This is a genomic window from Lacinutrix iliipiscaria, assembly GCF_042686125.1.
Lineage (GTDB): Bacteria > Bacteroidota > Bacteroidia > Flavobacteriales > Flavobacteriaceae > Oceanihabitans > Oceanihabitans iliipiscarium.
Map to the genome: position 1 here is coordinate 1,183,075 of NZ_JBHUOV010000001.1, position 20,850 is coordinate 1,203,924.

Here is a 20,850-nt window from a genome sequence, read left to right on the forward strand (position 1 = left end):
CAAATGGTTTTATTCTACTGTAATTTTAACGCCTTCACTATGGCTACTAAATTCTGGAGCATACATACTTTGAATCGTGGTAATGCCATTACTCATGTGTCCAGAATTATTGATGCGTAAATCGTATTCAAAGACAAAAACGCCTTTTGGTAAATAATCAAAAAAGAAATTTGTTGATGCATCTTTAGTGCTTTCGTAATACCCTAAACCATCTTGCCATTTGTATTGAGATAATACGTTTACAGGTTCTAATCCAGCAGCTCTCATATCTTTCATGTGTACAAATTCCATTGGCCTATCAACGCTTAACTCTATACGAACTCTAACTAAATCACCAACATTTAACTTTGTGTCTAAAGTGATTTCTGAAATTTTTTCACCTACATCAGTATTGGTTTTAAGGAATAATTTTTTCTTCAATTTTAAAGGTGTTTCTGCTGAAGTAATTTTATCTAAATCTTCAAAATATTGCCAATACAAACTTCCCCAAGCAATGCCTTTTCCTTTTTTGGTAATTTTTACATCTGCCATTTCTGGTTTGATGTCGTCACCTTTCCAAGAGGTTTTATAATAGCCTGTTCCAGCTTCCACTTTAACCGTTTCTAACTGTTTTGGATTGATAGGTTGATGTCCAATAACCACATCAACCATATCTGTAACACTTAGCCAATCGCTACCTTGTAATAGCAAAGCATAAACAGCTTCAGTAGTTGCTTTGGTGGTTTTCCAACGATTGGTTTGCTTATTCTTTAATAACCAGATTTTAAGATTGTCAATAGTTTCAATATCATTTTCTATCTCAGCAAACGCTTCTATTAAAAGGGCTTGTGTTTCAATTGGAGCTTGATACCAATACCAAGAATTTGTGTTTTCTTTCCAATACATGCCTAGTTCTTCAGAAGTGATACTCGTTTCTTTCAATGATCTTAAAATGGCTTTTGCTGTCTTATTATCATCTAATCGCTCAGAAATTAAAGCCATCATACCTTTAGCGTATAAAGATCGTGATAACCAATATTTTGAAATTTGACTTAGGTAATAGCTGGTAATTTCTTGTACTTCGTTTGATTTTTCAATATCAGGATAAAAACTTCGCATATATAAATAATGCAATTGTGTATAACTTAAATGGTCTTTAGTTAAATCAACATTAGCATTATATTTTCTGATGTCTTTGTATTCCTGAACAAATTCGGCATCTAAATAGCGTATTGCTTTTTGAATCATTGATGACGTTTCGACTGCGCTCGACGAAACACCAAGTTGGTCTAGATGCCCAAAACCAGTAATGATGTGCTGCGTGATGTATCTACTAGGTCTCCCTCCTGCAAACCAAGGCCAAGCTCCATTTGACATTTGATTGTTTTCTAATTTGCGTTTAGCCGACTGTAATTCATTATTCATTTTGTTTAAATCGAATAACAGCGCAATTCGTTTTTTTTGCTCAGATTCACTTTGTGCATCACGTAACCAAGGGGTTTCTTGAATTAACAACGATTTCAATTCTTGGTTTTTTTCAAGATTGCTTAATAAAGCATCTGTATTTTTCCACTGATTAAAGACTTCTTGAATTCTAGGATTACTATTCGCAATATGACTTGCTAAGGCGTTAGCATAATATCTGCTAAAGGTTTGCTCATTACAATCATAAGGATATTCCATTAAATATGGCAATGCTTGAACAGCATACCACGCAGGATTGCTCGTCATTTCTAAAGCCAAATTATGATGTTTAAGTGTCGTTGAAGACACGTTTTTTAGCTTGTCTAAAGTGAACGTTTTTGTTTCATTTGAGCGTATCCACATGGGTAAGGTTTCAGTGACTAACATTCTGTTTGTTAATACAGGAAGGGCATTTTGCTCGCCATCACTATAGTCGCCAGATTGTGCAATAACTTTATATTGAACTGCTTGCACATCGTCTGGAATATAAAGCAACCAAGCCACTTGTGTGTTGCCTTTGGCATCTACAGTAAAAGATCTATTTCCATAAGCACCAGAATATTTAGGGCTTGGAATTTCAGCTTCTGTATATAGCTTTTTGTCTATACGTTCGCCTGTTACAGCATCAAAAAGTTGTAAAACAGCTTCGCCAGAAAGTGATTTTTCCGTAAGATTTACAATTTTTGAACTAATAACAATTTCATCACCTTCACGTAAAAAACGTGGTGCATTAGGAATGACCATCAATTCTTTTTGAGTCACTGTTTCTAAATTTGTGGTTGCATGATTCAGCGTTTTTGTATGCGCCAAGAGTTGTAATTTCCATTGGGTTAAAGCTTCTGGTGTTGTAAAACTGAAACTCACATGACCTTCTGCATCGGTTTGTAACTGTGGAAAGAAAAAAGCCGTTTCTTGTAGGTTTTTACGAATCGTTACGCCTGAAAAGTCTGATTCTTCTTTTTTAGTTATTTCAGAAGTGAAATGTCCACCGCTTTGTTCTGTTCTATGATTATATATTAAAGCTTTTTCACTTTTGAATCCATATGAAATTTCATTTGTTGCATCAGCTTCAGCTTCCTCAAGTGGCGCTGCTGCAACTTGCACTTCTTGAATGTTTTCACTGCGGACCATCATATTTGTATCTCTGTACATGTAATGACCTTGTCCAAAATAAAATCCAAACCAGTTGAGTTGGTCATAACTTTGATACGCATAATATGCCGTATTTTTATGCGGATTATACACTCTGAAGCCTTTAGTGCCATAACTACGTCCAGCATTCCTGCGATTATTAGAATAATAATGGGGTTGCTGAATAGGGTTAAAATTCCAACCAGGAGATGTAAATTGATCTAATGAGGCATCATACATACTTGCTAATAGTTCTGCACTAACTTTTTCGCCTTGAGGGCCTTTAATTTTAAAACGCCAGGTTTCATCTGTTCCTGGTTGAAGCTCGTCTCTAAACGTCAACGTTTCTATCTCCAATTCGGTTTTAGGATAAGGAACCGCAATATTTAAAGAGGAAGCTTGATAACTGTTAAATGCCGAAAGGCTATAATGCACCGAAAAGCCTCCAACATCGTTTTGAGTGACTGGAATACTGATGGTTTTTTTGTTGGCGTTTAGATGAACGATATCTTGTTTAATAATTTTGTGATCTTTTTCAATATCTACTGTGACGTATAAATCTTGTGCTGCAGAAGCTAAAGTTATTTCTACCAAATCCCCAACGTTATATTGGTCTTTATTTGTGGTGATGCTAAACAGTTGTTGGTCGGCTAAAGTCTCATCTTTGTCACTATATAAAGTGGTTTTAATTTCATCTTTAACGACTTGTCCATACTGGTCTTTACTTTCTAAAACAATACTATAAGCACCAGAGCTCCATTTTTTAATATTCCCTAATTCAAGCTCGTTAGATTTAGAGGTGTCAAATTTTTCATCAAAAACCAGTTTGCCTTTTTTCCAAGTAGCGCTATTGTCTTCATCTTTATAGGCATCATGTGGAAACTTGTTTTTAAATTCAGATTCAGGAATGTCTTGGTAATCTGGAGCAGCCCAAGGTCTTGCTCTTAAGACAGTATTTGGCGCAATTAATTTGAATATTTTTACTGTGCCACTTGCTGGAGCAAATTCACCATTAAGGTTTTTTGTATCAATAGTGATTTTATGCTCTTTATTGGTCTTATCTAGTTTATTATTAATAGATAGGTTGGCCAATAATGCATGATAGCCAACACTTATAGTGGTCCTTGAGCTACGTGTTTCGCCGTTTAAATCAGTAACATCTGCAGTCACTTCATAATAAAAAATAGGCAAGCTTTTTTGGTCTACACTTTCATCAGGTAGTGCATTGAATTTTATTTCGAAATTTCCTGAGGCATCTGTAATGGTTTCACCATGAGTGATTTCTTGAGGTTCACTAATAAATGCAGGTCGATACCAATAATACCATTCAGGATATTTTACTTTTCTGTGCACACGATATACTACTTTTGCATCAGTAATGTTTGATCCAGCATAAGCTAAGGCTTGTCCGTTAACAGTAATATTGTCATTAACTTTATATGTTTCAGTAATTGGAAGAAAGCTAGTTTCAAATTTCGGACGTTTATACTCTTCAACAGAAATATTAGCATTGCCATCTAAATGTACTTTTTTACTAGAAATATTTAAATTGAAACGACCTGTTAACCCAGAGTTTGGCAAAACAAATTCACCTTGAAAAGAACCAAAATCATTTGTCACAAACGCTAAAGTTTTTAACTCCTGATGATTGGCATCTCTGAGAGTAACAGTTAATTTTTCGTCAGGATATACTTCAGAATGACCATCTTTTGTTTTCATGGCAATTCCTTTAAAATAAACCGTTTGTCCTGGTCTATAAATGCTTCGATCTGTAAACAAAAACCCTTTGTAAGTCGTTTTGTTTTTATCGTTATTATTGGTATTGCGTTGGTATATATAATAATCACCAAAATAGGCTTTTTCCCCATTATGAGTAACTTCAATTTTGACATTGGTATAACGAATAATCGTTTTGGTAATACTGACTTCTCCTTTATGATTAGAGGTTAAATTTTCGGTGATTAACTTCCCGTTATTATTCTTTTGATAGGTGACTTTTACATGTGCTTCAGGAATGGGTTTTCCATGATGTCTATTAATGACTTGAAAAACCGACTTGTTATCTACTGTGCTTTCAATAACAGCCATATTGGTTGCTTGTAGCGTTGTAAACGCAAACGTACTAGAGTTGTTATTTGGTGTCGCGTAAATAAGGTAACGTCCATTATTAAGTTTTGGTAGAAGTACTTCAGTAGTGTGTGTTTGGAAATCACTCTCGTCACGTAATGTGCTTTCCCAATTTGTTAGAGGTTTTAATCTCTGAATAAATTGTTGTTGTTCGTCTTGCCTATAGGTTTTATTTAAGGTTTCAAATTGAGATTCAGATAATTGGTAAACAATAAATGAGAGCGCTTCTATGTTTTTATAACGTATTAAAAATCGACTATCTTGCTGAATTGGTATATGAGTTTCAGCTTGAATTTGTAAAGTTTGTTGCATGATTTGAGACCGCAGAACCTCACATTTCTGTGCAGCAATACTTTTAGGAAATTTAGATGAAACAGCATCACAAAGGGCTAATGCTTTTTTTATTTCCCAACGAAATGTTTCATTGTTTTTTGGCTGGTATGTATGACCTTGTTGATAGTATAGACGTGCGATTTCATAATTATACAAACCAGAAACAGCATGCGATTTATGATGTACACTTTCGGCTTGTAAGGCTTTTAAATATATGGAATCTTTATTGTTAAACGTGGCGTGTTGTCTTACAAAATTGAGACGCTCAATATTGACATCTGTTAAGGCTTCTGGCGAATTATCTTTCGCATGAAATTGCAATAAATTTTGATAAATCTTTAAGGCGTGTAATTGTAAAGATGTTGAATCTTTTGATGACAGTTTTAAACTATTAAATTTTGCCACATCACTTAAATAACTCGGTTGATCAATTTCAAATTTATAGGCAGGTTTTGTGATGCTGTTTTCATCAGTTTTATAAAACTCTAAAGCATTATGATTCAGTAAATCAAATAGAGTAGGTCTGAAGGTTCTAGAGTTTTTTTGAACATTTAAAAGCACATTATATTGCTCTAATGGTGTTTGTTGCAATAACAGTCCATTTTCTAAAGAGCGTTGGTAATGATTATGAATTTCAGCAAAAAGCGTCTGTAAGTCCCAAGTTCTAAAATCCTCAGTATCTATTTTTTCTTCAGTTTTTGTTCGATTATAAAACAGATAACGATTCTGATTAAAATACTGCCAATACAAATTGGCGAGCATATTCTCTAATAAGTTTTTGGTAGGAGCAGCATTTTGGGTGATTTCAGTTTTAAAGTCGTTAATAATACTAAGTTGCGCATCCTCCTCAAGTGTTAAAGCATATTTGCTTTTATAGACAAGAGTTTTCACTATTTGAGCAGAATTCTTTTCAGTGCTTGCTTTGATGCTAATCGCTTCAACAGCTTTTAAGGCCGATTGCGTAAGCCCTTTACTTTCTAGGTGTCCAATGTTTTTCCAAAGCGTGTCATAATCATTTGATTGGGCTTGAGAAAAATGAGCGAAAAGGATAATCATAAATAGTGTGATGGCTTTTTTCATATTAATAGTTTTTCGTAAAACTAACTTCAAAATGTGTTCCAAAAATTCGCATAATGAGTAAAGTCTGCGTTTGGGTTAGTGAAGTTAGTATTTTTATGTGTAAACAAGAAAGGTTACTTTTGAAATATCGACCATTAGTTTATGAAAACTTTTTTTGCTTTTTTATTATTTCCTATGTTATGCTTGAGTCAGACTCCTCTTGATCAAGCAGAGCAATTACTTCAGCAAAAAAAATATGTAGAAGCAGAGCAGTTATTATCATCGTATGTTACCGATAATCCTAATAATTTAAAAGCTTTAGAGTTTTATGGAGATGCTTTTGGTTATCAAGAAAAATGGGATTTTGCAATTGTTCAGTATAAAAAATTGGTCAAAGCGAGTCCTAAAGAAGCGAATTACCATTATAAATATGGAGGTGCTTTAGCAATGAAAACTTTGCAAGTCAATAAATTAAAAGCATTAACTTTAATTGGCGATGTAAAGGAAGCCTTTTTAACTGCTGCACAATTAGACAAAAATCATATTAATACACGTTGGGCTTTGGTCGAATTGTACATGCAATTGCCAGGAATTATTGGAGGTAGTCAAAGCACTTCTTTAAAATATGCTAACGAGTTAGAAGCCTTGTCTAAAGTCGATGGCTATTTGGCAAAAGGTTATATTTATGAATATGATGATGAGCCAGAACTTGCAGAAATTTATTATAAAAAGGCCATAACAGAAGGTGGTTCTATTACTTGTTTTGAAAAGCTGTCTAATTTTTATGAAAACACAAATGCACCAGAAAAAGCCTTAGCGACTATTGAAGCTTCTCAGGCTAAACACCAGCGTAATGCCTTGCACTACCAAATAGGAAAAATAGCTGCAGAGTATAATATACAACTGGCAAAAGGCACCAAGTGTTTAATAACTTATATCAAGAATTATTCTGCCGAAGATGGTGTTCCCATTGCTTGGGCACATTACCGATTGGCTCAAATTTACAAGCACCAAAACCATAAAGCTAAGGCCTTAAAACATATCAATTTGGCGCTTTCAGAACGCCCTCAAATCACTGTGTTTAAAACCGAAAAAGAGCGTATTCTTAGCCTTTAATTTTGGGCGTTCCCTTACAGGTCGCGCTTTCACTACTCGCTTTTTTATTTTTGTTATTCCTTAACTAACCGTATCGAATCGCGTATAAAAAATAAAAAGAGCTCAAACACACCGTTCAATCCCTAACGCTATTTACTAGTCATTTCAAACCACGTTAAAAATCCCATAATTTGTGTTTTAATTTCTTCTAAGATTTTAAAAACTTTACCCTTTAGACTTCTAACTTCCAACTTCAATTCCTATCTTTGAGACTTCTTCAAAGCAAGTTTATGAACGTACATTTTATAGCTATTGGTGGTTCAGCCATGCACAATCTAGCATTAGCCTTACATAATAAAGGATATCAAGTTACAGGAAGCGACGACACTATTTTCGAGCCTTCAAAATCACGACTCGATGCTAAAGGCTTATTACCAGAAAAATTTGGCTGGTTTCCAGAAAAAATCACTTCAAATCTAGATGCTATTGTTTTAGGGATGCACGCCAAAGCCGATAATCCTGAACTATTAAAAGCCCAAGATTTAGGATTGAAAATTTATAGCTACCCAGAATTTTTATACGAACAATCAAAGCATAAAACGAGAGTAGTTATTGGAGGAAGCCATGGGAAAACAACAATAACGTCTATGATTTTACATGTTATGCATTATCATAATCGTGATGTAGATTATATGGTTGGTGCTCAGTTGGAAGGTTTCGATGTTATGGTCAAGCTAACTGAAGATAACGACTTTATTGTTCTTGAAGGCGATGAATATTTAAGTTCACCAATAGACCGACGACCAAAATTTCATTTATATAAACCCAATATTGCCCTACTTAGTGGTATTGCTTGGGATCATATTAATGTGTTTCCAACTTATGAGGGCTACGTTGAACAGTTCAGCATCTTTATCGATAGTATTGTCAAAGGTGGAAGTATAAGTTATAATGAAGAAGATTCTGAAGTAAAGCGTGTTGTTGAAGCCAGTGAAAATACTATTAGAAAGCTAGCCTATCATACGCCAGAATATAGTGTAAAGCATGGGCAAACACTTTTAATGACTCCTGAAGGGGAGTTGCCTATTGAAGTTTTTGGAAAACATAATCTTAACAATTTAGCAGGAGCAAAGTGGATTTGCCAACACATGGGCATTGATGAAGACGATTTTTATGAAGCCATTGCCACTTTTTCTGGAGCTAGTAAACGACTAGAAAAAATAGCCGAAACTGCAACTAGTGTGGCTTATAAAGATTTTGCCCATTCACCATCTAAAGTAGAAGCAACAACTAATGCTGTGAAAGAGCAGTACGAAAATAGAACTCTTGTGGCTTGCTTAGAACTGCACACTTATTCGAGTTTAAATGCAGAGTTTTTGAAAGAATATAAAGGTGCTTTAGCTGCAGCAGATGTTGCAGTTGTATTTTACTCACCTCATGCTGTTGAAATTAAAAAGTTAAAAGAAGTAACGCATGAGCAAATAGCCTCTGCCTTTGAACGTGATGACCTTATTATTTTCACTAATCCATACGATTTTAAAGACTTTTTATTTTCGCAAAATTTTGACAATAAAGCTTTGCTGCTCATGAGTTCTGGTAACTATGGAGGCTTAGATTTTGATGCGGTTGAAAGTTTAATAGCTTAATCAATCTTTACAAATTTAAAACTATGCTTACTTGTGGCATTGGTAAACGAAATAATATATAATCCAGTGTTAAAGGAAGAAGTATCAATATAACTATCCTGAGATTTAAAGCGGGTATTATAAATTACACGCCCTAAAGCATCAGTAATTTCAATATTCTTAAAGGCTATAGACGATTTATAAAATAGCTTATCTTTCGTTGGGTTAGGATAAATCTTAATGGTGCTTTTTGGAGTTGCATCTACTGTACTTAAGGTCGGACAATTGGCTTCCATTAGGCGCAAATTTAAATTATCAAAATAAGAGTCATTATCTGTTCCTGATAATCGATTGCCTTTAAGGACGAATCTTAGTATTCGAGTTCCAGAAGGTATTGTTTGATAACCAATTCTTAATAACCATTCAGGAGTTGTATTAGAGAGTGTGGGTGTGTTTCCTATAAACGAAGCAGTACCATCTAAAAAATCAACATACAATTCTGGTAAGTCGTTGTTACCTGCCCAAGCTCTTAAATAGCCAGAAAACTCAACTTGATAACTGCCAGCGTCTATTTGTGAAGCGTAAGTACTTACATCGATATCTTGATAGGCTAAGCCAGTAGTTTGCTCATTGGCACAAACACCACCAACGGCAAAAAAATGAGTGCCTTCATAGGTAGGTACTGAACCACATTCGTCGCTAATTAAAGACTCAATATCTCCTGTCCAATTAGTAATCCCGGATTCAGCATTAGGGTTTAATAAAAGGTTTGATGTGATGTAATTGCCTTCAACCGTATTTATGCTTACTGGTGTTGACCAAGCACTCCAAGTTAAATTTTCATTTCTGTAGCGTACACGCCAACAATATGATGTGTTTCCGGCTAAAGAAAAACTGTTTTCATCTGTTAAATCATCACTAGCTTGAGTATTTATTTCGTTATACCAATTAGTAGATTGTTTCCATATGTCTTGAACACTTGGGTCTGAAAAATCACAGCCTTCTACAATTTGCCAATGTGAGGCTTGGTGTGTATTAGCTCCATTATTAAATGATGAAGCTTTTAGATTTACACAAGTAACAGCGATATCACCAATTGGAGATAGGCCAATTGGTGTTTCTGGAGCAGTATCAAAACGCTTAATAGTTATTTCATCACTTAATGTATTATTTTCAAAAGTATCTTGATCACCTTGAGAGTATCGTTTTAATACGAATTTAGGATCTGTTCCAGCTTCAACTTCTAGCATGACAAATCCATATTCATCTTCACTTAATACAAATTCTTCATAATCTGCATTTGGAAATTCGCCCCAATTATCAATTGCTCCGCCAGCAGTAGCAACATTGACCCATAGGTGATTATGATCTCTTGACTGTCCTCTAGAATAGGCGTGCGTATGTCCAAAAAAGTGAATAGAAGGTTTATTATATGATGTTGAAAAATTTTCTAATAGGCCAATCACATCACCAGTGAAATCTAATTCTCCTGGTGTCCATAATTCAGATTTATAAGGATGATGGAGTTGAGCAAAAACAAAATCGATAGTCGAGTCTCCTCCAGCATCATCAAGAACGGTCTGTAACCAGTTTAATTGGGTTAATAAATCACCTGAAGGACTATTAGAATTTAAGCCAATAACTCTAACATTAGATAAGTCTTTATACCACCATTCTTCTGGGTTAGAAGGAGAACCGTTTAAGGGTAAAGTTATATAATCAAGAAATAATGAAATTCCAGTGCCATAATACTCATGATTTCCAGGCACAGGATACATAGGAACATAAGGTGTAATACCATCTGCTGGTTCTAAAAATGAATCCCTCCAAGATGCATATGTACCAGTAGCAACTAAATCACCAGGAATAAGAATTGCTTCAATATCTTCCATGCCATTTGTGTAATTGGCATTGGCTACTGGAATTACACCAGCATCAATAATGGTTTCAAAAACGTTAGGTCTTGAACTATCACGTTGCATATCCGACATCGCAACTAAATTTAAGGCTTTTTCCGAGTTTTTTGTTGGATGTGTTTTAAAGGTATATAGTGATGATATTATTCCTGTGCTTGTTCTAACTTTGTAGTAGTATTTTGTGTCTGCAGTTAAACCAGATACTGTAGCTGTATGTATTCTATTTGAACCTTCACCAGCAATAGAAATACTAGTAACTGTGTTTGTTAATGTAAATGCATCAATTCCCCAATCCAGAAACCCATCATTAGCTGAATCGGTTTCCCACATAATAGACATATTATTTGGACTTCCATTTTGAAGATATGGCGTAACTATAATATTTTGAGCGTTAAGGATAAAAGAATATCCTATTAAAATTAAGAAGGTATAAACTTTCTTTAAATGCGTAAAGCGAGGGATGAACATTGTTTAGAGAATTAAAGAATAAACAATATACAATATTTTTTACGCTTAATACTATTTTAAAAGAAGTAGCGTTAACTAATTAAACCAAACCAAAACAACTACATTTTATAAAGCACCATTACGTTTTAATTATAACTAAACCTTAAATTTATATGAAACGTATTCTTTTTTCAGTATGCTTTTTTGCCCTTTTCTTTTCTTGTAATTCTAGCGATGATAACCCTTTAAACCAAGAACCTGAGGCTAATTTTTATGCCTTAGCCGTGGGTAATGCTTGGGTATATAAAAACTATAAATACAATACGACCACTGAAGCTTATGATGATACAGGCGTTATAGATTCCGTAAGTATTGTAGGAACAGAAATCATTTCAGATCACACCTATTTTAAGTTTAGACGATGGACAACAGGTAACGAAGCTAATATCACATTTTGTAACCCTAATGGAGAACATTTTGAATGGCTCAGAGATTCTTTAGGAAATTTGATTGATCATAATGGTGCTGTTAAGTTTACCAACAGTGATTTTTCTGAACGCTTAGTTTTAGAAAATACTTGGGGAAATATTTATGAAACCTTAACCACTGAAACTACTTCTTTAAGTGTTGAAGCGGGAGAGTTTAGTTGTATTAATTCTGAGCGTTTTGCAAGAAATGAAGATGGCGAACAATTGCCTGGTTTAGATCGATTTTATTATGCCGATGGTATTGGTTTAATTCATGATACATCGTCATTCGTGACTTCCGATAGACCTTCAATAAAAAGGCGTTTAGATTCTTATATTATCAACTAAAAAACTTTATCTAAAAATGTTTTAATACGGTCTTGATTCGCACGAATCAATTCCGCTCTAGCATTTGCTGTATCCTTAGTTTTTTTGTCTTGAGAGAGTTTAAATTTACCTTCCCAAGCATGAATTGTAATTTCAAACATTTTGATATAATCCAAATTGGCCTCCATTCTTGGGTTATCAACCTCTAGTTTATACTTGTGATTTGGTGCTTCTAAAAATTCGGTCATACTAATAAGCGATGCTTTTAAGGCTTCCTTACTTTCTATAGCTTTAACAGTACAGTTTAAGTGGACTTTAATATAGTTCCAAGTTGGTAATTGTGTTGTCGTATACACACTTGGTGAAATATAACACTGTGGACCAGAAAATATAATATCAAGCGGATTATTATTGCACATCAATTTAGTTTGAGGGTTATAAATATCAATATGGCCAATGAGTTTACCATCAGTTTCCCTGTAAATTAAAGGTAAATGTGTAATTAAAGGTTGATTGTTTTCAATAGAAATAACCGTCGCTAAAGGATAAGTTTTTATCACTTCAATCATATGTTCCTTAGTGTTGTCTTGGTGATATTTTGGAGGATAATTCATATTGTAGAAAATAATCTATATATTTAATAACTATAAAAATACTAATTAATTAGAAGTATGTCTATTAAACCGTCTTCATTTTCAATAAAACAATGGAACCAAGACGATCAACCTCGAGAAAAATTACGCGACAAAGGAAAGTCGGCTTTAAGTGATGCTGAATTAGTCGCAATTTTAATTGGCTCTGGAAATAGAAACGAAAGTGCAGTTACTTTATGTCAGCGAATCTTACTAGAAGTCGATCATAATTTAAATGCATTAGGTAAATTATCAATACAACAATTAACTCAATTTAAAGGCATAGGAGAAGCAAAAGCCATAAGTATTATAGCTGCTTTAGAATTAGGACGACGAAGGCGAAAAGAAAAAGCTTTAAAGCATAACAAGATTAGTTCAAGTGTATCAGTATTTGAATTCATGCAACCACTTATTGGCGAATTACCGCACGAAGAGTTCTGGATCGTATTTTTGAATAATTCTAATGTTGTAATTCAGAAAGATCAATTGAGTAAAGGTGGTATTACAGGAACTTTAGTTGATATACGTTTAGCGCTTAAACGCGCACTAGAAGTAGGAGCAACAGGTATAATTTTAGTGCATAACCATCCCTCAGGAACTTTAAAGCCAAGCGAAGCAGATAAACAACTTACTAGAAAATTAAAAACGGCTGCAGAAAGTTTAGATATAAAAGTATTAGACCATGTGATTATAACCGAAAAATCATATTTTAGCTTTGCTGATGATAATTTGTTGTAAATGCTATTAGTTTATACTCATAAAATAACACCTCGAGTAAAGTATGTTTTTAAACATATTGTAGCTAGAATACTAGGTGTACCTGTCTCATTTACTACAACTATTGAAACGTTTATTGCTCACGATAGTTTAAAAATATCGTATACAAAGCAGCCTTTAAGTCATGAGATTTTTATTCGTAGTCATGATTTATTATTTGAGCAAGGTCTGAGTGATTTAGATATTCATGTGCATGATTGGGAAGACACTAAAGGATTCTTTCCTGCTGGCGATAAAAGTGTTTTGCAGTATGATATTTTTGCAGCTTCTTTTTATTTATTATCTAGATTTGAAGAGTATTTACCTCATGTAAAAGATGAATATGGACGCTTTACTGCAGAAGAAAGCTTAGCGTTTAAAAACGGATTTTTACAACAACCTATAGTAGATATTTGGGCATATAAATTTAAAAAAGTCCTTCAAGATCACTATCCAGGATTTACTTTTCCTAAGCGCAACTATCATGTTAAACCAGTTATAGATGTGCCTATGGCTTACGACTTTAAGCAAAAAGGAATTATGCGAAGTATAGGAGGCACACTTGGAGATTTATTTACATTTAAATTTAAAAAATTATATCACAGATATCTTGTTTTATTTGGATTAAAAAGAGATCCTTACGATACGTTTAAATATATTTTAAACAAACAGAAACAATCTCAATTTAAGTTCATATTTTTCTTTTTAATTGGCGATTATTCGACTTATGATAAAAACATAAATATTAATAAAGCCAGTTTTGTGTCATTAATAAAACACGTTTCAGATTATAGCATTGTAGGCTTAAAAGCATCCTTTTTTTCTTTGACTAACTTTAAGGTTTTAAAGAAAGAAAAAGAAAAAATAGAAACTGTGATTAACACCTCATTAATCGCTTCAAGAAACTCATTTTCTAAATTAAATCTTCCAGAATCTTATAGAAATCTAGTAGAGCTTGAAATTCCTGAAGATTATACCATGGGATTTGTAAATCATATTGGTTTTAGAGCAGGAACATGTACTCCTTTTTTCTTTTATGATCTTGATTATGAAGTACAAACACCTCTAAAAGTGTTTTCTTATAATCTGCTAGATTATTCGTTACTTAAAGTCAATTCTTTATTAGATAAAAAGAAAGTGCTCCTTGAAATTATTCATCAAATTAAAAGCGTTAATGGACTTTTTGTTCCTGTTTTTCATAACTATACTTTTAGCGATATAGAACGATGGCAAGGGTTTAAAGAATTGTTTAACCTCATTATTGAATCGCCAAATGAAACTTAATCATATCACAGATATATTTTTTGACCTTGATCATACATTATGGGATTTTGACAAAAATTCGGCATTGACTTTTGAGAAGATTTTTAAAATGAATCAAGTACAGATTTCAATAACAGACTTTTTAGCACATTACGAACCTATTAATCTTAATTATTGGAAATTATACAGAGAAGAAAGAATTGATAAAGCCTCTTTGCGCTACGGAAGACTATTCGACACTTTTAAAGCTATTAATGTAGACATTCATGACGATTTAATCCATCAGCTTTCTGAAGATTATATTGCGCACTTAACTAGCTATAATCATTTATTCGATGGTACAATTGAAATTTTAGACTACTTAGATTCTAAATATAATTTGCATATCATCACTAATGGTTTTGAAGAAGTTCAACATGGGAAACTTAAAAAATCAAACATTCAAGCCTACTTTAAAACCGTTACTAATTCTGAAATGGTTGGTGTTAAAAAACCTAACCCTTTAATTTTTAATCATGCTTTAAGGCTTGCTAAAGCAACTAAGGAAAATAGTATTATGATTGGAGACAATTATGAAGCAGATGTTTTAGGGGCTTTAAATATAGACTTAGACGCGATATGTTTTAATTACCATAAAGTGAAATTAGATCAAAACATTAAAAGCATCAATCACTTATTAGAATTAAAAAATTATTTTTAATACTTAACGTATATTTGCTCAAATAAAATCATGATATGTTTAAAAAAGTAACTTCCATAATCGTTTTAATTTTCATCACGTACACTTCATTTTCACAAAATAATGTCAATGACTACAAGTACGTTATTGTTCCAAATACATTTGAGTTTTTAAAAGAAGCCGATAAATACAGATTAAACACTTTAACGAAACTACTTTTTGAAAAATATGGGTTTATAGCACTAAAAGAAGATGAAACCTTACCAGATGATATTATCTCTAATTCATGCTTGGCTTTAAAGTCTGATGTACTAAAAGAGAGTGGTGTGTTTAACACCAAACTTAAGGTCCAGCTTAAAAACTGTAAAGGCGATATTATTTTCACATCACAATTAGGACAATCAAGAGAAAAAAAATATCAGGTGGCTTATACACTAGCCTTAAGAGAAGCTTTTAACTCCTTTGAAGTACTTAATTACTCCTATAAAGAAAACCCAGCAATATTGGCTTATGGCGCTTCAAATACCCAAGCGAATAATGATGAAATCGAAAAGTTAAAAGAAGAGATTTCACAATTAAAAGAAGAAAAAGAAAAGGCAACAACAGAAGTCAAAGTTTTACCAAAAGAAGACGTGCATGAACCTGTAGAAGTTGCTGTGACGACTTCAGAAATAGATGATACTCCAAGCATATTATATGCACAAGAAATTACAAATGGTTTTCAATTGGTTGATAGAACGCCCAAAGTGATTTATAGAATTAAAAAAACAGGAATGAATAATGTTTTTCTAGTAGAAGGGAAACAAGCTATTATTTATCAGTTAGATGCGAATTGGATTTTAGAATATTATGAAAATCAAAAACTAAAAACCAAAATGTTAAATATTAAATTCTAATACTCATATTTATCTTTCCAGCGTTGTTTTAAAAACTCACGTTGTGCATGTTCTCTTGTATTATTTCCTGGGTCGTAAAGTTTGGTGTTTTTAATACTGTCTGGTAAGAATTCTTGCTCGGCAAAATTATTATCGTAGTTATGAGCATATTTGTAGTGGTCTCCATAACCTAACTCTTTCATTAGTTTTGTTGGTGCATTTCTTATTTCTAAAGGCACACTTAAGTCACCAGTATCTTTAACAAGTTGTTGTGCTTTACCAATAGCTTTATATGCGGCATTACTTTTAGGAGAGCAAGCTAAATATGTGGCACACTGACTTAAAATAATTCTCGATTCCGGATAACCAATAGTAGATACTGCTTGAAAAGTATTATTAGCAATAACCAATGCTGTAGGGTTGGCATTACCAATATCTTCACTTGCAGAAATTAATAATCGACGCGCAATAAATTTTACATCTTCACCACCTTCAATCATTCTTGCTAACCAATATACTGCTGCATTAGGATCACTACCACGAATAGATTTTATAAACGCCGAAATAATATCATAATGCTGTTCACCAGTTTTGTCATAACGAACCGTATTGTTTTGCACTTTCTCTAAAACACGTTCATTGGTAATAATAATCTCATTGCTATCTTCAGCATTGACAATTAACTCAAAAATATTCAACAGTTTTCTAGCATCACCTCCAGAAAGCTTCATTATAGCCTCGGTTTCTTCGAGTTTTATATTTTTTTTAGACAAATACTCATCTTCATTAATTGCACGCTTTAAAAGCTGCTCTAAATCGTTTTTATTAAAGGCATTTAAAATATAGACTTGACAACGCGACAAAAGTGCAGAAATCACTTCAAAACTCGGATTTTCAGTAGTGGCTCCAATTAAAGTAACCCAACCTTTCTCTACAGCTTGTAATAGCGAATCTTGTTGCGATTTGCTAAATCTATGAATTTCATCAATAAACAAAATAGGATTTTTAGTCGTAAATAATCCACCACTTTGTTTGGCTTTTTCAATAACCTCACGTACATCCTTCACACCAGAATTTATAGCGCTTAATGTATAAAATGGCCTGCCAGATTCATTAGCTATAATATTGGCAAGTGTAGTTTTACCAATTCCAGGAGGTCCCCAAAGTATCATAGAAGGTATTAATCCTTGCTTAATCTGTTGGGTTAAAGCACCATGCTCACCAACCAAATGCGATTGGCTAATATAATCGTCTAAAGACTTTGGGCGTAAGCGTTCTGCTAATGGTGCATTCATAAATGTAAAATTACTTTATTTTTTATGTTATGGCGTGCCTTTTTTATGAGAATTTATAAAAAAGTCGTGCTTTCACTACTCAATCTTTTTGTTGTACAAAAAGGATTTCAAACAAACGTTCAATCACTCACGCAAGCTAACGCTGACAATTTAGCACCTACCAAACAATTGGACACTTATTTGCTATATTTAAGTATATATGCAAGAACAATTTAAATTTTCAACAGGAGTAATTGCTTATCCAATAGCATTTGTAATGTTATTATGGATTATCTTTTGGTTTGAAATACGATTTAATGTCAATCTTAATAAGCATGGCATTTATCCCAAAACGTTATCAGGATTGCAAGGTGTAGTGTTTAGTCCCTTTATACATTCAGGAATAAAACATTTGTATTCTAATACCATTCCTTTATTTGTATTATCTACAGCACTTTTTTATTTCTACCGTCCAATAGCCTGGAAAGTTTTAGGCTATGGTATCTTGTTGTCTGGTTTGCTAACCTGGAGTATCGGACGACCTTCTTATCATATAGGAGCAAGCGGACTTATTTACGTATTGGTGAGTTTTACTTTCTTTAAAGGTATTTTTGCCAAACATTATAGATTGATAGCTTTGTCATTATTAGTTATATTTCTTTATGGTAGTATGGTTTGGCACATTCTACCAATACAAGAAGGAATTTCTTGGGAAGGTCACCTTTCTGGATTATTAACAGGATTATTGTTTGCCTTAATTTTTAGAAAAGAAATAGCAAAGCCTAAAAAGTATGTCTGGGAACAAGAAGACTATAATGAAGATAATGATGCTTTCTTAAAACATTTTGACGAAAACGGTAATTTTATAGAACATATAGAACCAAAAATAGAAGAGGAGCAGACTCCAACAATAAAATATACCTTTAAAGAAAATAAAGATTAACGACGTTGTCTTATTGCTTCATATAAAAAAGCGCCACAGGCTACAGATACATTTAAGGATTCTATATCGCCAAGTAAAGGAAGTTTCGCTTTAGCATCAACTAATTTTAAAACCGAAGGATTTATACCACGACCTTCACTTCCCATAATAATAGCACAAGGTTCTGCAAAAGAGACATCATAAATAGTATCTTCCGTTTTTTCAGTGGCCGCAATAACTTTTATACCTGAAGCTTGTAAATGAAACATAGCATCTTTAATATGATCTACTTTACAAATTGGGACTTTAAACACCGCACCAGCACTTGTTTTAATCGTATCACCATTTACTGGAGCACTTCCACTTTTCTGAATAATAATTCCGTCAACACCAGTACATTCTGCAGTTCTAATTATAGCACCAAAATTGCGAACATCACTAAGTTGATCAAGTAATAAAAATAGTGGTGTTTTATTAGACTCTAATACACGTTCTACTAATACTTCTAAATCATGAAAGTTAACAGGAGATATTTGAGCAACAACACCTTGATGATTATTTTTAGTAAGTCTGTTAAGCTTTTCAATAGGAACATAAGAGGTATTTATACGTTCCTTTCTTAGAACAGTTTCTAATTCTTGAGACAACTCACCTCTTAATCCTTTTTGAACAAAAACTTTATCAATGGCCTTTTTAGCATTAATAGCTTCTATTACTGCACGAATGCCAAATATTTGAGTACTGTTTTCCATTGGCACAAATGTATAAAAAAACCACTTCAATTGAAGTGGTTTTCTTGAACTTAAAACAGAATTAGTTTTTAATTATTTTTTTAGTTATCGAATGGTTACCAGAAATGATTCTAGTTAAATACAAGCCATTTGATAAATGACTAATATCTATTTGTTTATTAGCCTTTACACTTAAAACAAGGTGACCAACAAGATCATATAATTCAATTTTATCGATTGTATTGTTGGTTTTAATATTTAAAATGTGAGAAGAAGGATTTGGGTGAATTATTAATTCATCAAATACAAATTCAGGAGTGCTTAAAATTGTACATTCACTTAAGTCAGGGTTTAATTCTATAGGATCTCCAGGTGTTAGATCACGTCCGAAAAATGCGGGATAATCTTCAGAAAATTTTTTAGCTCTAAATGTTAAATTCGCAGTAGGAGTATCTCCTTGTGTTAGAATACCACTTGCGGCATCAGGATTCACGTATTCCCAAACAATTGTATTATTAGTGTCAATTTCAAAAAAATAGCCAGAATCACCATCACAAATTAAAGTATTTCCGTTTGGTAAACGTTCACCACTAGATAGAATAGATGAAAATAAATCCGTAGGTTCAGGATCGGTATAAATCCATTCAGCAGCGGTAGGACCATAGCCAGTGGTTTCATCATAAATGTAGACTCCAGGCGCACTAACAGGAGGATTTATAATATCAACCGAGGAGTAAGCTCTTGAATTTCCATTATTAAAAAGTATTATTTTTCCTGCATCAGTAAACCCATCAGGTATCCAATGTGGGTAATGTTGGCTAAAGAGTGTTCTGTCTGTACTCGTTCCTTTACCATAAGCTTCTGGGTTGCCCCAACGGTAAAGGAAGTCACCACCTTTACCATAAATGCCACCAGAATTTGTAGCCGCTTGTTCAGTAGTCGTAGAGTGATCTATAATGTAAATCTCACTTAATATACGACTGCTAAGTACAATTTGATCTAGGGTTTCATTATACTGTATTGAATTAATGTGTAGCCAATTTGCTATAGGGTTTGCGTCATTCAGGTAGTTTATATCTAAAAGCTGAGGGTTTTCTGCAACAACACCAAAGTTATCTTTAGAAGCATCAATATCTTGAATAAGGTGATTTTTAATGTTCCATTCCCAAACCACATTAGCTTGATTCATTCCAACAGGTTCTAATTCAAGTATTTGCTCATTAAAAAGTTTTCCTTCCGAAAGCATAAAAGGATCTCGACCCGCTTGAATGGCTTCAGCCTCAGTCATGGTTGACACAGCTAGCATTAAAATATTTCCATTAGGCAATGGAAATATGTCATGATGTTGAGATACTGTTGCTGAAGAGTAAGTATACTCCCATAATAATGTATTATTCCAATCAAATAATTCAATTTTACCACCTACACCACCAAAGGTGATATCAGAATTCGAAATCTTGCCTGTTCTTAATAGATTACCGTTTTCTAGAAGATAAGCAGAAGCAGCTGGCGTATATGTACTAGTCCATTGGTGTATGACTTCACCACAGTTATTGATAAGATAGGTTTCAGTTGAATTTGCTGGATATAGTAGGGTATAACCATTATAAGAACCAGAATCATTACGTATTGTTCCAACTGTATTTTGACTTAGCAATGTTAAGCAAAAGAAAAAGTTAAGTAATAATAATAGTTTTTTCATATGAGTATAAATAAAAAAACCACCTCTATAGAGGTGGTTTTAAATA

The 20,850-nt window shown here is 33.3% G+C and carries 14 protein-coding genes; 8 read left to right on the plus strand and 6 right to left on the minus strand.

The features are described from left to right. Positions 1–9: 9 nt before the first annotated feature. Positions 10–6,114: an alpha-2-macroglobulin family protein gene (locus ACFS5M_RS05320; RefSeq protein WP_183486529.1), complete on the minus strand. Its 6,105-nt coding sequence runs from the start codon at positions 6,112–6,114 to the stop codon at positions 10–12. Between the two features lie 141 nt (positions 6,115–6,255). Here ACFS5M_RS05320 and ACFS5M_RS05325 point away from each other — a divergent pair, with 141 nt between their 5' ends. Together ACFS5M_RS05325 and ACFS5M_RS05330 are read left to right on the plus strand one after the other, a co-directional pair. Further along, entirely contained in the window at positions 6,256–7,209 is a 954-nt protein-coding gene (locus ACFS5M_RS05325) for a tetratricopeptide repeat protein (protein ID WP_183486546.1), read from the plus strand. Positions 7,210–7,478: 269 nt separating this feature from the next. Continuing rightward, the gene (locus ACFS5M_RS05330) at positions 7,479–8,834 is read left to right on the plus strand and encodes a UDP-N-acetylmuramate--L-alanine ligase (protein ID WP_183486548.1); all 1,356 of its coding nucleotides are present in this window, start codon (positions 7,479–7,481) and stop codon (positions 8,832–8,834) included. On the opposite strand, the gene ACFS5M_RS05335 is transcribed toward ACFS5M_RS05330, so the two are convergent. Beyond that, entirely contained in the window at positions 8,831–11,197 is a 2,367-nt protein-coding gene (locus tag ACFS5M_RS05335; protein WP_183486550.1) for a fibronectin type III domain-containing protein, read from the minus strand. The genes ACFS5M_RS05330 and ACFS5M_RS05335 overlap by 4 nt on opposite strands. Positions 11,198–11,349: 152 nt before the next feature. Here ACFS5M_RS05335 and ACFS5M_RS05340 point away from each other — a divergent pair, with 152 nt between their 5' ends. Next, positions 11,350–11,991: a hypothetical protein gene (locus tag ACFS5M_RS05340; protein ID WP_183486552.1), complete on the plus strand. Its 642-nt coding sequence runs from the start codon at positions 11,350–11,352 to the stop codon at positions 11,989–11,991. Here ACFS5M_RS05340 and ACFS5M_RS05345 read toward each other — a convergent pair. After that, positions 11,988–12,584 (minus strand): FMN-binding negative transcriptional regulator, encoded by a 597-nt coding sequence (locus ACFS5M_RS05345; RefSeq protein WP_183486554.1) that lies wholly within the window; start codon positions 12,582–12,584, stop codon positions 11,988–11,990. The genes ACFS5M_RS05340 and ACFS5M_RS05345 overlap by 4 nt on opposite strands. A 57-nt stretch (positions 12,585–12,641) precedes the next feature. On the opposite strand from ACFS5M_RS05345, the gene radC reads away from it, so the two are divergent. The 4 genes from radC to ACFS5M_RS05365 are packed head-to-tail and all read left to right on the plus strand — an operon-like array spanning position 12,642 to position 16,196. Beyond that, complete coding sequence (gene radC / locus ACFS5M_RS05350) at positions 12,642–13,340, plus strand: RadC family protein (RefSeq protein WP_183486556.1); 699 nt, start codon at positions 12,642–12,644, stop codon at positions 13,338–13,340. After that, complete coding sequence (locus ACFS5M_RS05355) at positions 13,341–14,642, plus strand: polysaccharide deacetylase family protein (protein WP_183486558.1); 1,302 nt, start codon at positions 13,341–13,343, stop codon at positions 14,640–14,642. It abuts the gene before it with no gap. Further along, complete coding sequence (locus ACFS5M_RS05360) at positions 14,632–15,321, plus strand: YjjG family noncanonical pyrimidine nucleotidase (RefSeq protein WP_183486560.1); 690 nt, start codon at positions 14,632–14,634, stop codon at positions 15,319–15,321. The genes ACFS5M_RS05355 and ACFS5M_RS05360 overlap by 11 nt, the downstream gene beginning before the upstream one ends. A 35-nt stretch (positions 15,322–15,356) precedes the next feature. After that, the gene (locus tag ACFS5M_RS05365; RefSeq protein WP_183486562.1) at positions 15,357–16,196 is read left to right on the plus strand and encodes a hypothetical protein; all 840 of its coding nucleotides are present in this window, start codon (positions 15,357–15,359) and stop codon (positions 16,194–16,196) included. On the opposite strand, the gene ACFS5M_RS05370 is transcribed toward ACFS5M_RS05365, so the two are convergent. After that, positions 16,193–17,470: a replication-associated recombination protein A gene (locus tag ACFS5M_RS05370; protein ID WP_183486564.1), complete on the minus strand. Its 1,278-nt coding sequence runs from the start codon at positions 17,468–17,470 to the stop codon at positions 16,193–16,195. The genes ACFS5M_RS05365 and ACFS5M_RS05370 overlap by 4 nt on opposite strands. A gap of 199 nt (positions 17,471–17,669) precedes the next feature. On the opposite strand from ACFS5M_RS05370, the gene ACFS5M_RS05375 reads away from it, so the two are divergent. Further along, positions 17,670–18,392, plus strand: coding sequence for a rhomboid family intramembrane serine protease (locus ACFS5M_RS05375; RefSeq protein ID WP_183486566.1), 723 nt, complete (start codon positions 17,670–17,672; stop codon positions 18,390–18,392). On the opposite strand, the gene rlmB is transcribed toward ACFS5M_RS05375, so the two are convergent. Beyond that, positions 18,389–19,123 (minus strand): 23S rRNA (guanosine(2251)-2'-O)-methyltransferase RlmB, encoded by a 735-nt coding sequence (gene rlmB / locus ACFS5M_RS05380; protein ID WP_183487290.1) that lies wholly within the window; start codon positions 19,121–19,123, stop codon positions 18,389–18,391. The two genes, ACFS5M_RS05375 and rlmB, sit on opposite strands and share 4 nt — an antisense overlap. A gap of 61 nt (positions 19,124–19,184) precedes the next feature. Continuing rightward, complete coding sequence (locus tag ACFS5M_RS05385; protein WP_183486568.1) at positions 19,185–20,804, minus strand: aryl-sulfate sulfotransferase; 1,620 nt, start codon at positions 20,802–20,804, stop codon at positions 19,185–19,187. Between the last annotated feature and the right edge of the window lie 46 nt (positions 20,805–20,850).

Bases quoted from the DNA above. Each gene is read 5' to 3' on its own strand.
- ACFS5M_RS05320 (WP_183486529.1), bottom strand. From the start codon at position 6,114: ATGAAAAAAGCCATCACACTATTTATGATTATCCTTTTCGCTCATTTT.
- ACFS5M_RS05325 (WP_183486546.1), top strand. From the start codon at position 6,256: ATGAAAACTTTTTTTGCTTTTTTATTATTTCCTATGTTATGCTTGAGT.
- ACFS5M_RS05330 (WP_183486548.1), top strand. From the start codon at position 7,479: ATGAACGTACATTTTATAGCTATTGGTGGTTCAGCCATGCACAATCTA.
- ACFS5M_RS05335 (WP_183486550.1), bottom strand. From the start codon at position 11,197: ATGTTCATCCCTCGCTTTACGCATTTAAAGAAAGTTTATACCTTCTTA.
- ACFS5M_RS05340 (WP_183486552.1), top strand. From the start codon at position 11,350: ATGAAACGTATTCTTTTTTCAGTATGCTTTTTTGCCCTTTTCTTTTCT.
- ACFS5M_RS05345 (WP_183486554.1), bottom strand. From the start codon at position 12,584: ATGAATTATCCTCCAAAATATCACCAAGACAACACTAAGGAACATATG.
- radC (WP_183486556.1), top strand. From the start codon at position 12,642: ATGTCTATTAAACCGTCTTCATTTTCAATAAAACAATGGAACCAAGAC.
- ACFS5M_RS05355 (WP_183486558.1), top strand. From the start codon at position 13,341: ATGCTATTAGTTTATACTCATAAAATAACACCTCGAGTAAAGTATGTT.
- ACFS5M_RS05360 (WP_183486560.1), top strand. From the start codon at position 14,632: ATGAAACTTAATCATATCACAGATATATTTTTTGACCTTGATCATACA.
- ACFS5M_RS05365 (WP_183486562.1), top strand. From the start codon at position 15,357: ATGTTTAAAAAAGTAACTTCCATAATCGTTTTAATTTTCATCACGTAC.
- ACFS5M_RS05370 (WP_183486564.1), bottom strand. From the start codon at position 17,470: ATGAATGCACCATTAGCAGAACGCTTACGCCCAAAGTCTTTAGACGAT.
- ACFS5M_RS05375 (WP_183486566.1), top strand. From the start codon at position 17,670: ATGCAAGAACAATTTAAATTTTCAACAGGAGTAATTGCTTATCCAATA.
- rlmB (WP_183487290.1), bottom strand. From the start codon at position 19,123: ATGGAAAACAGTACTCAAATATTTGGCATTCGTGCAGTAATAGAAGCT.
- ACFS5M_RS05385 (WP_183486568.1), bottom strand. From the start codon at position 20,804: ATGAAAAAACTATTATTATTACTTAACTTTTTCTTTTGCTTAACATTG.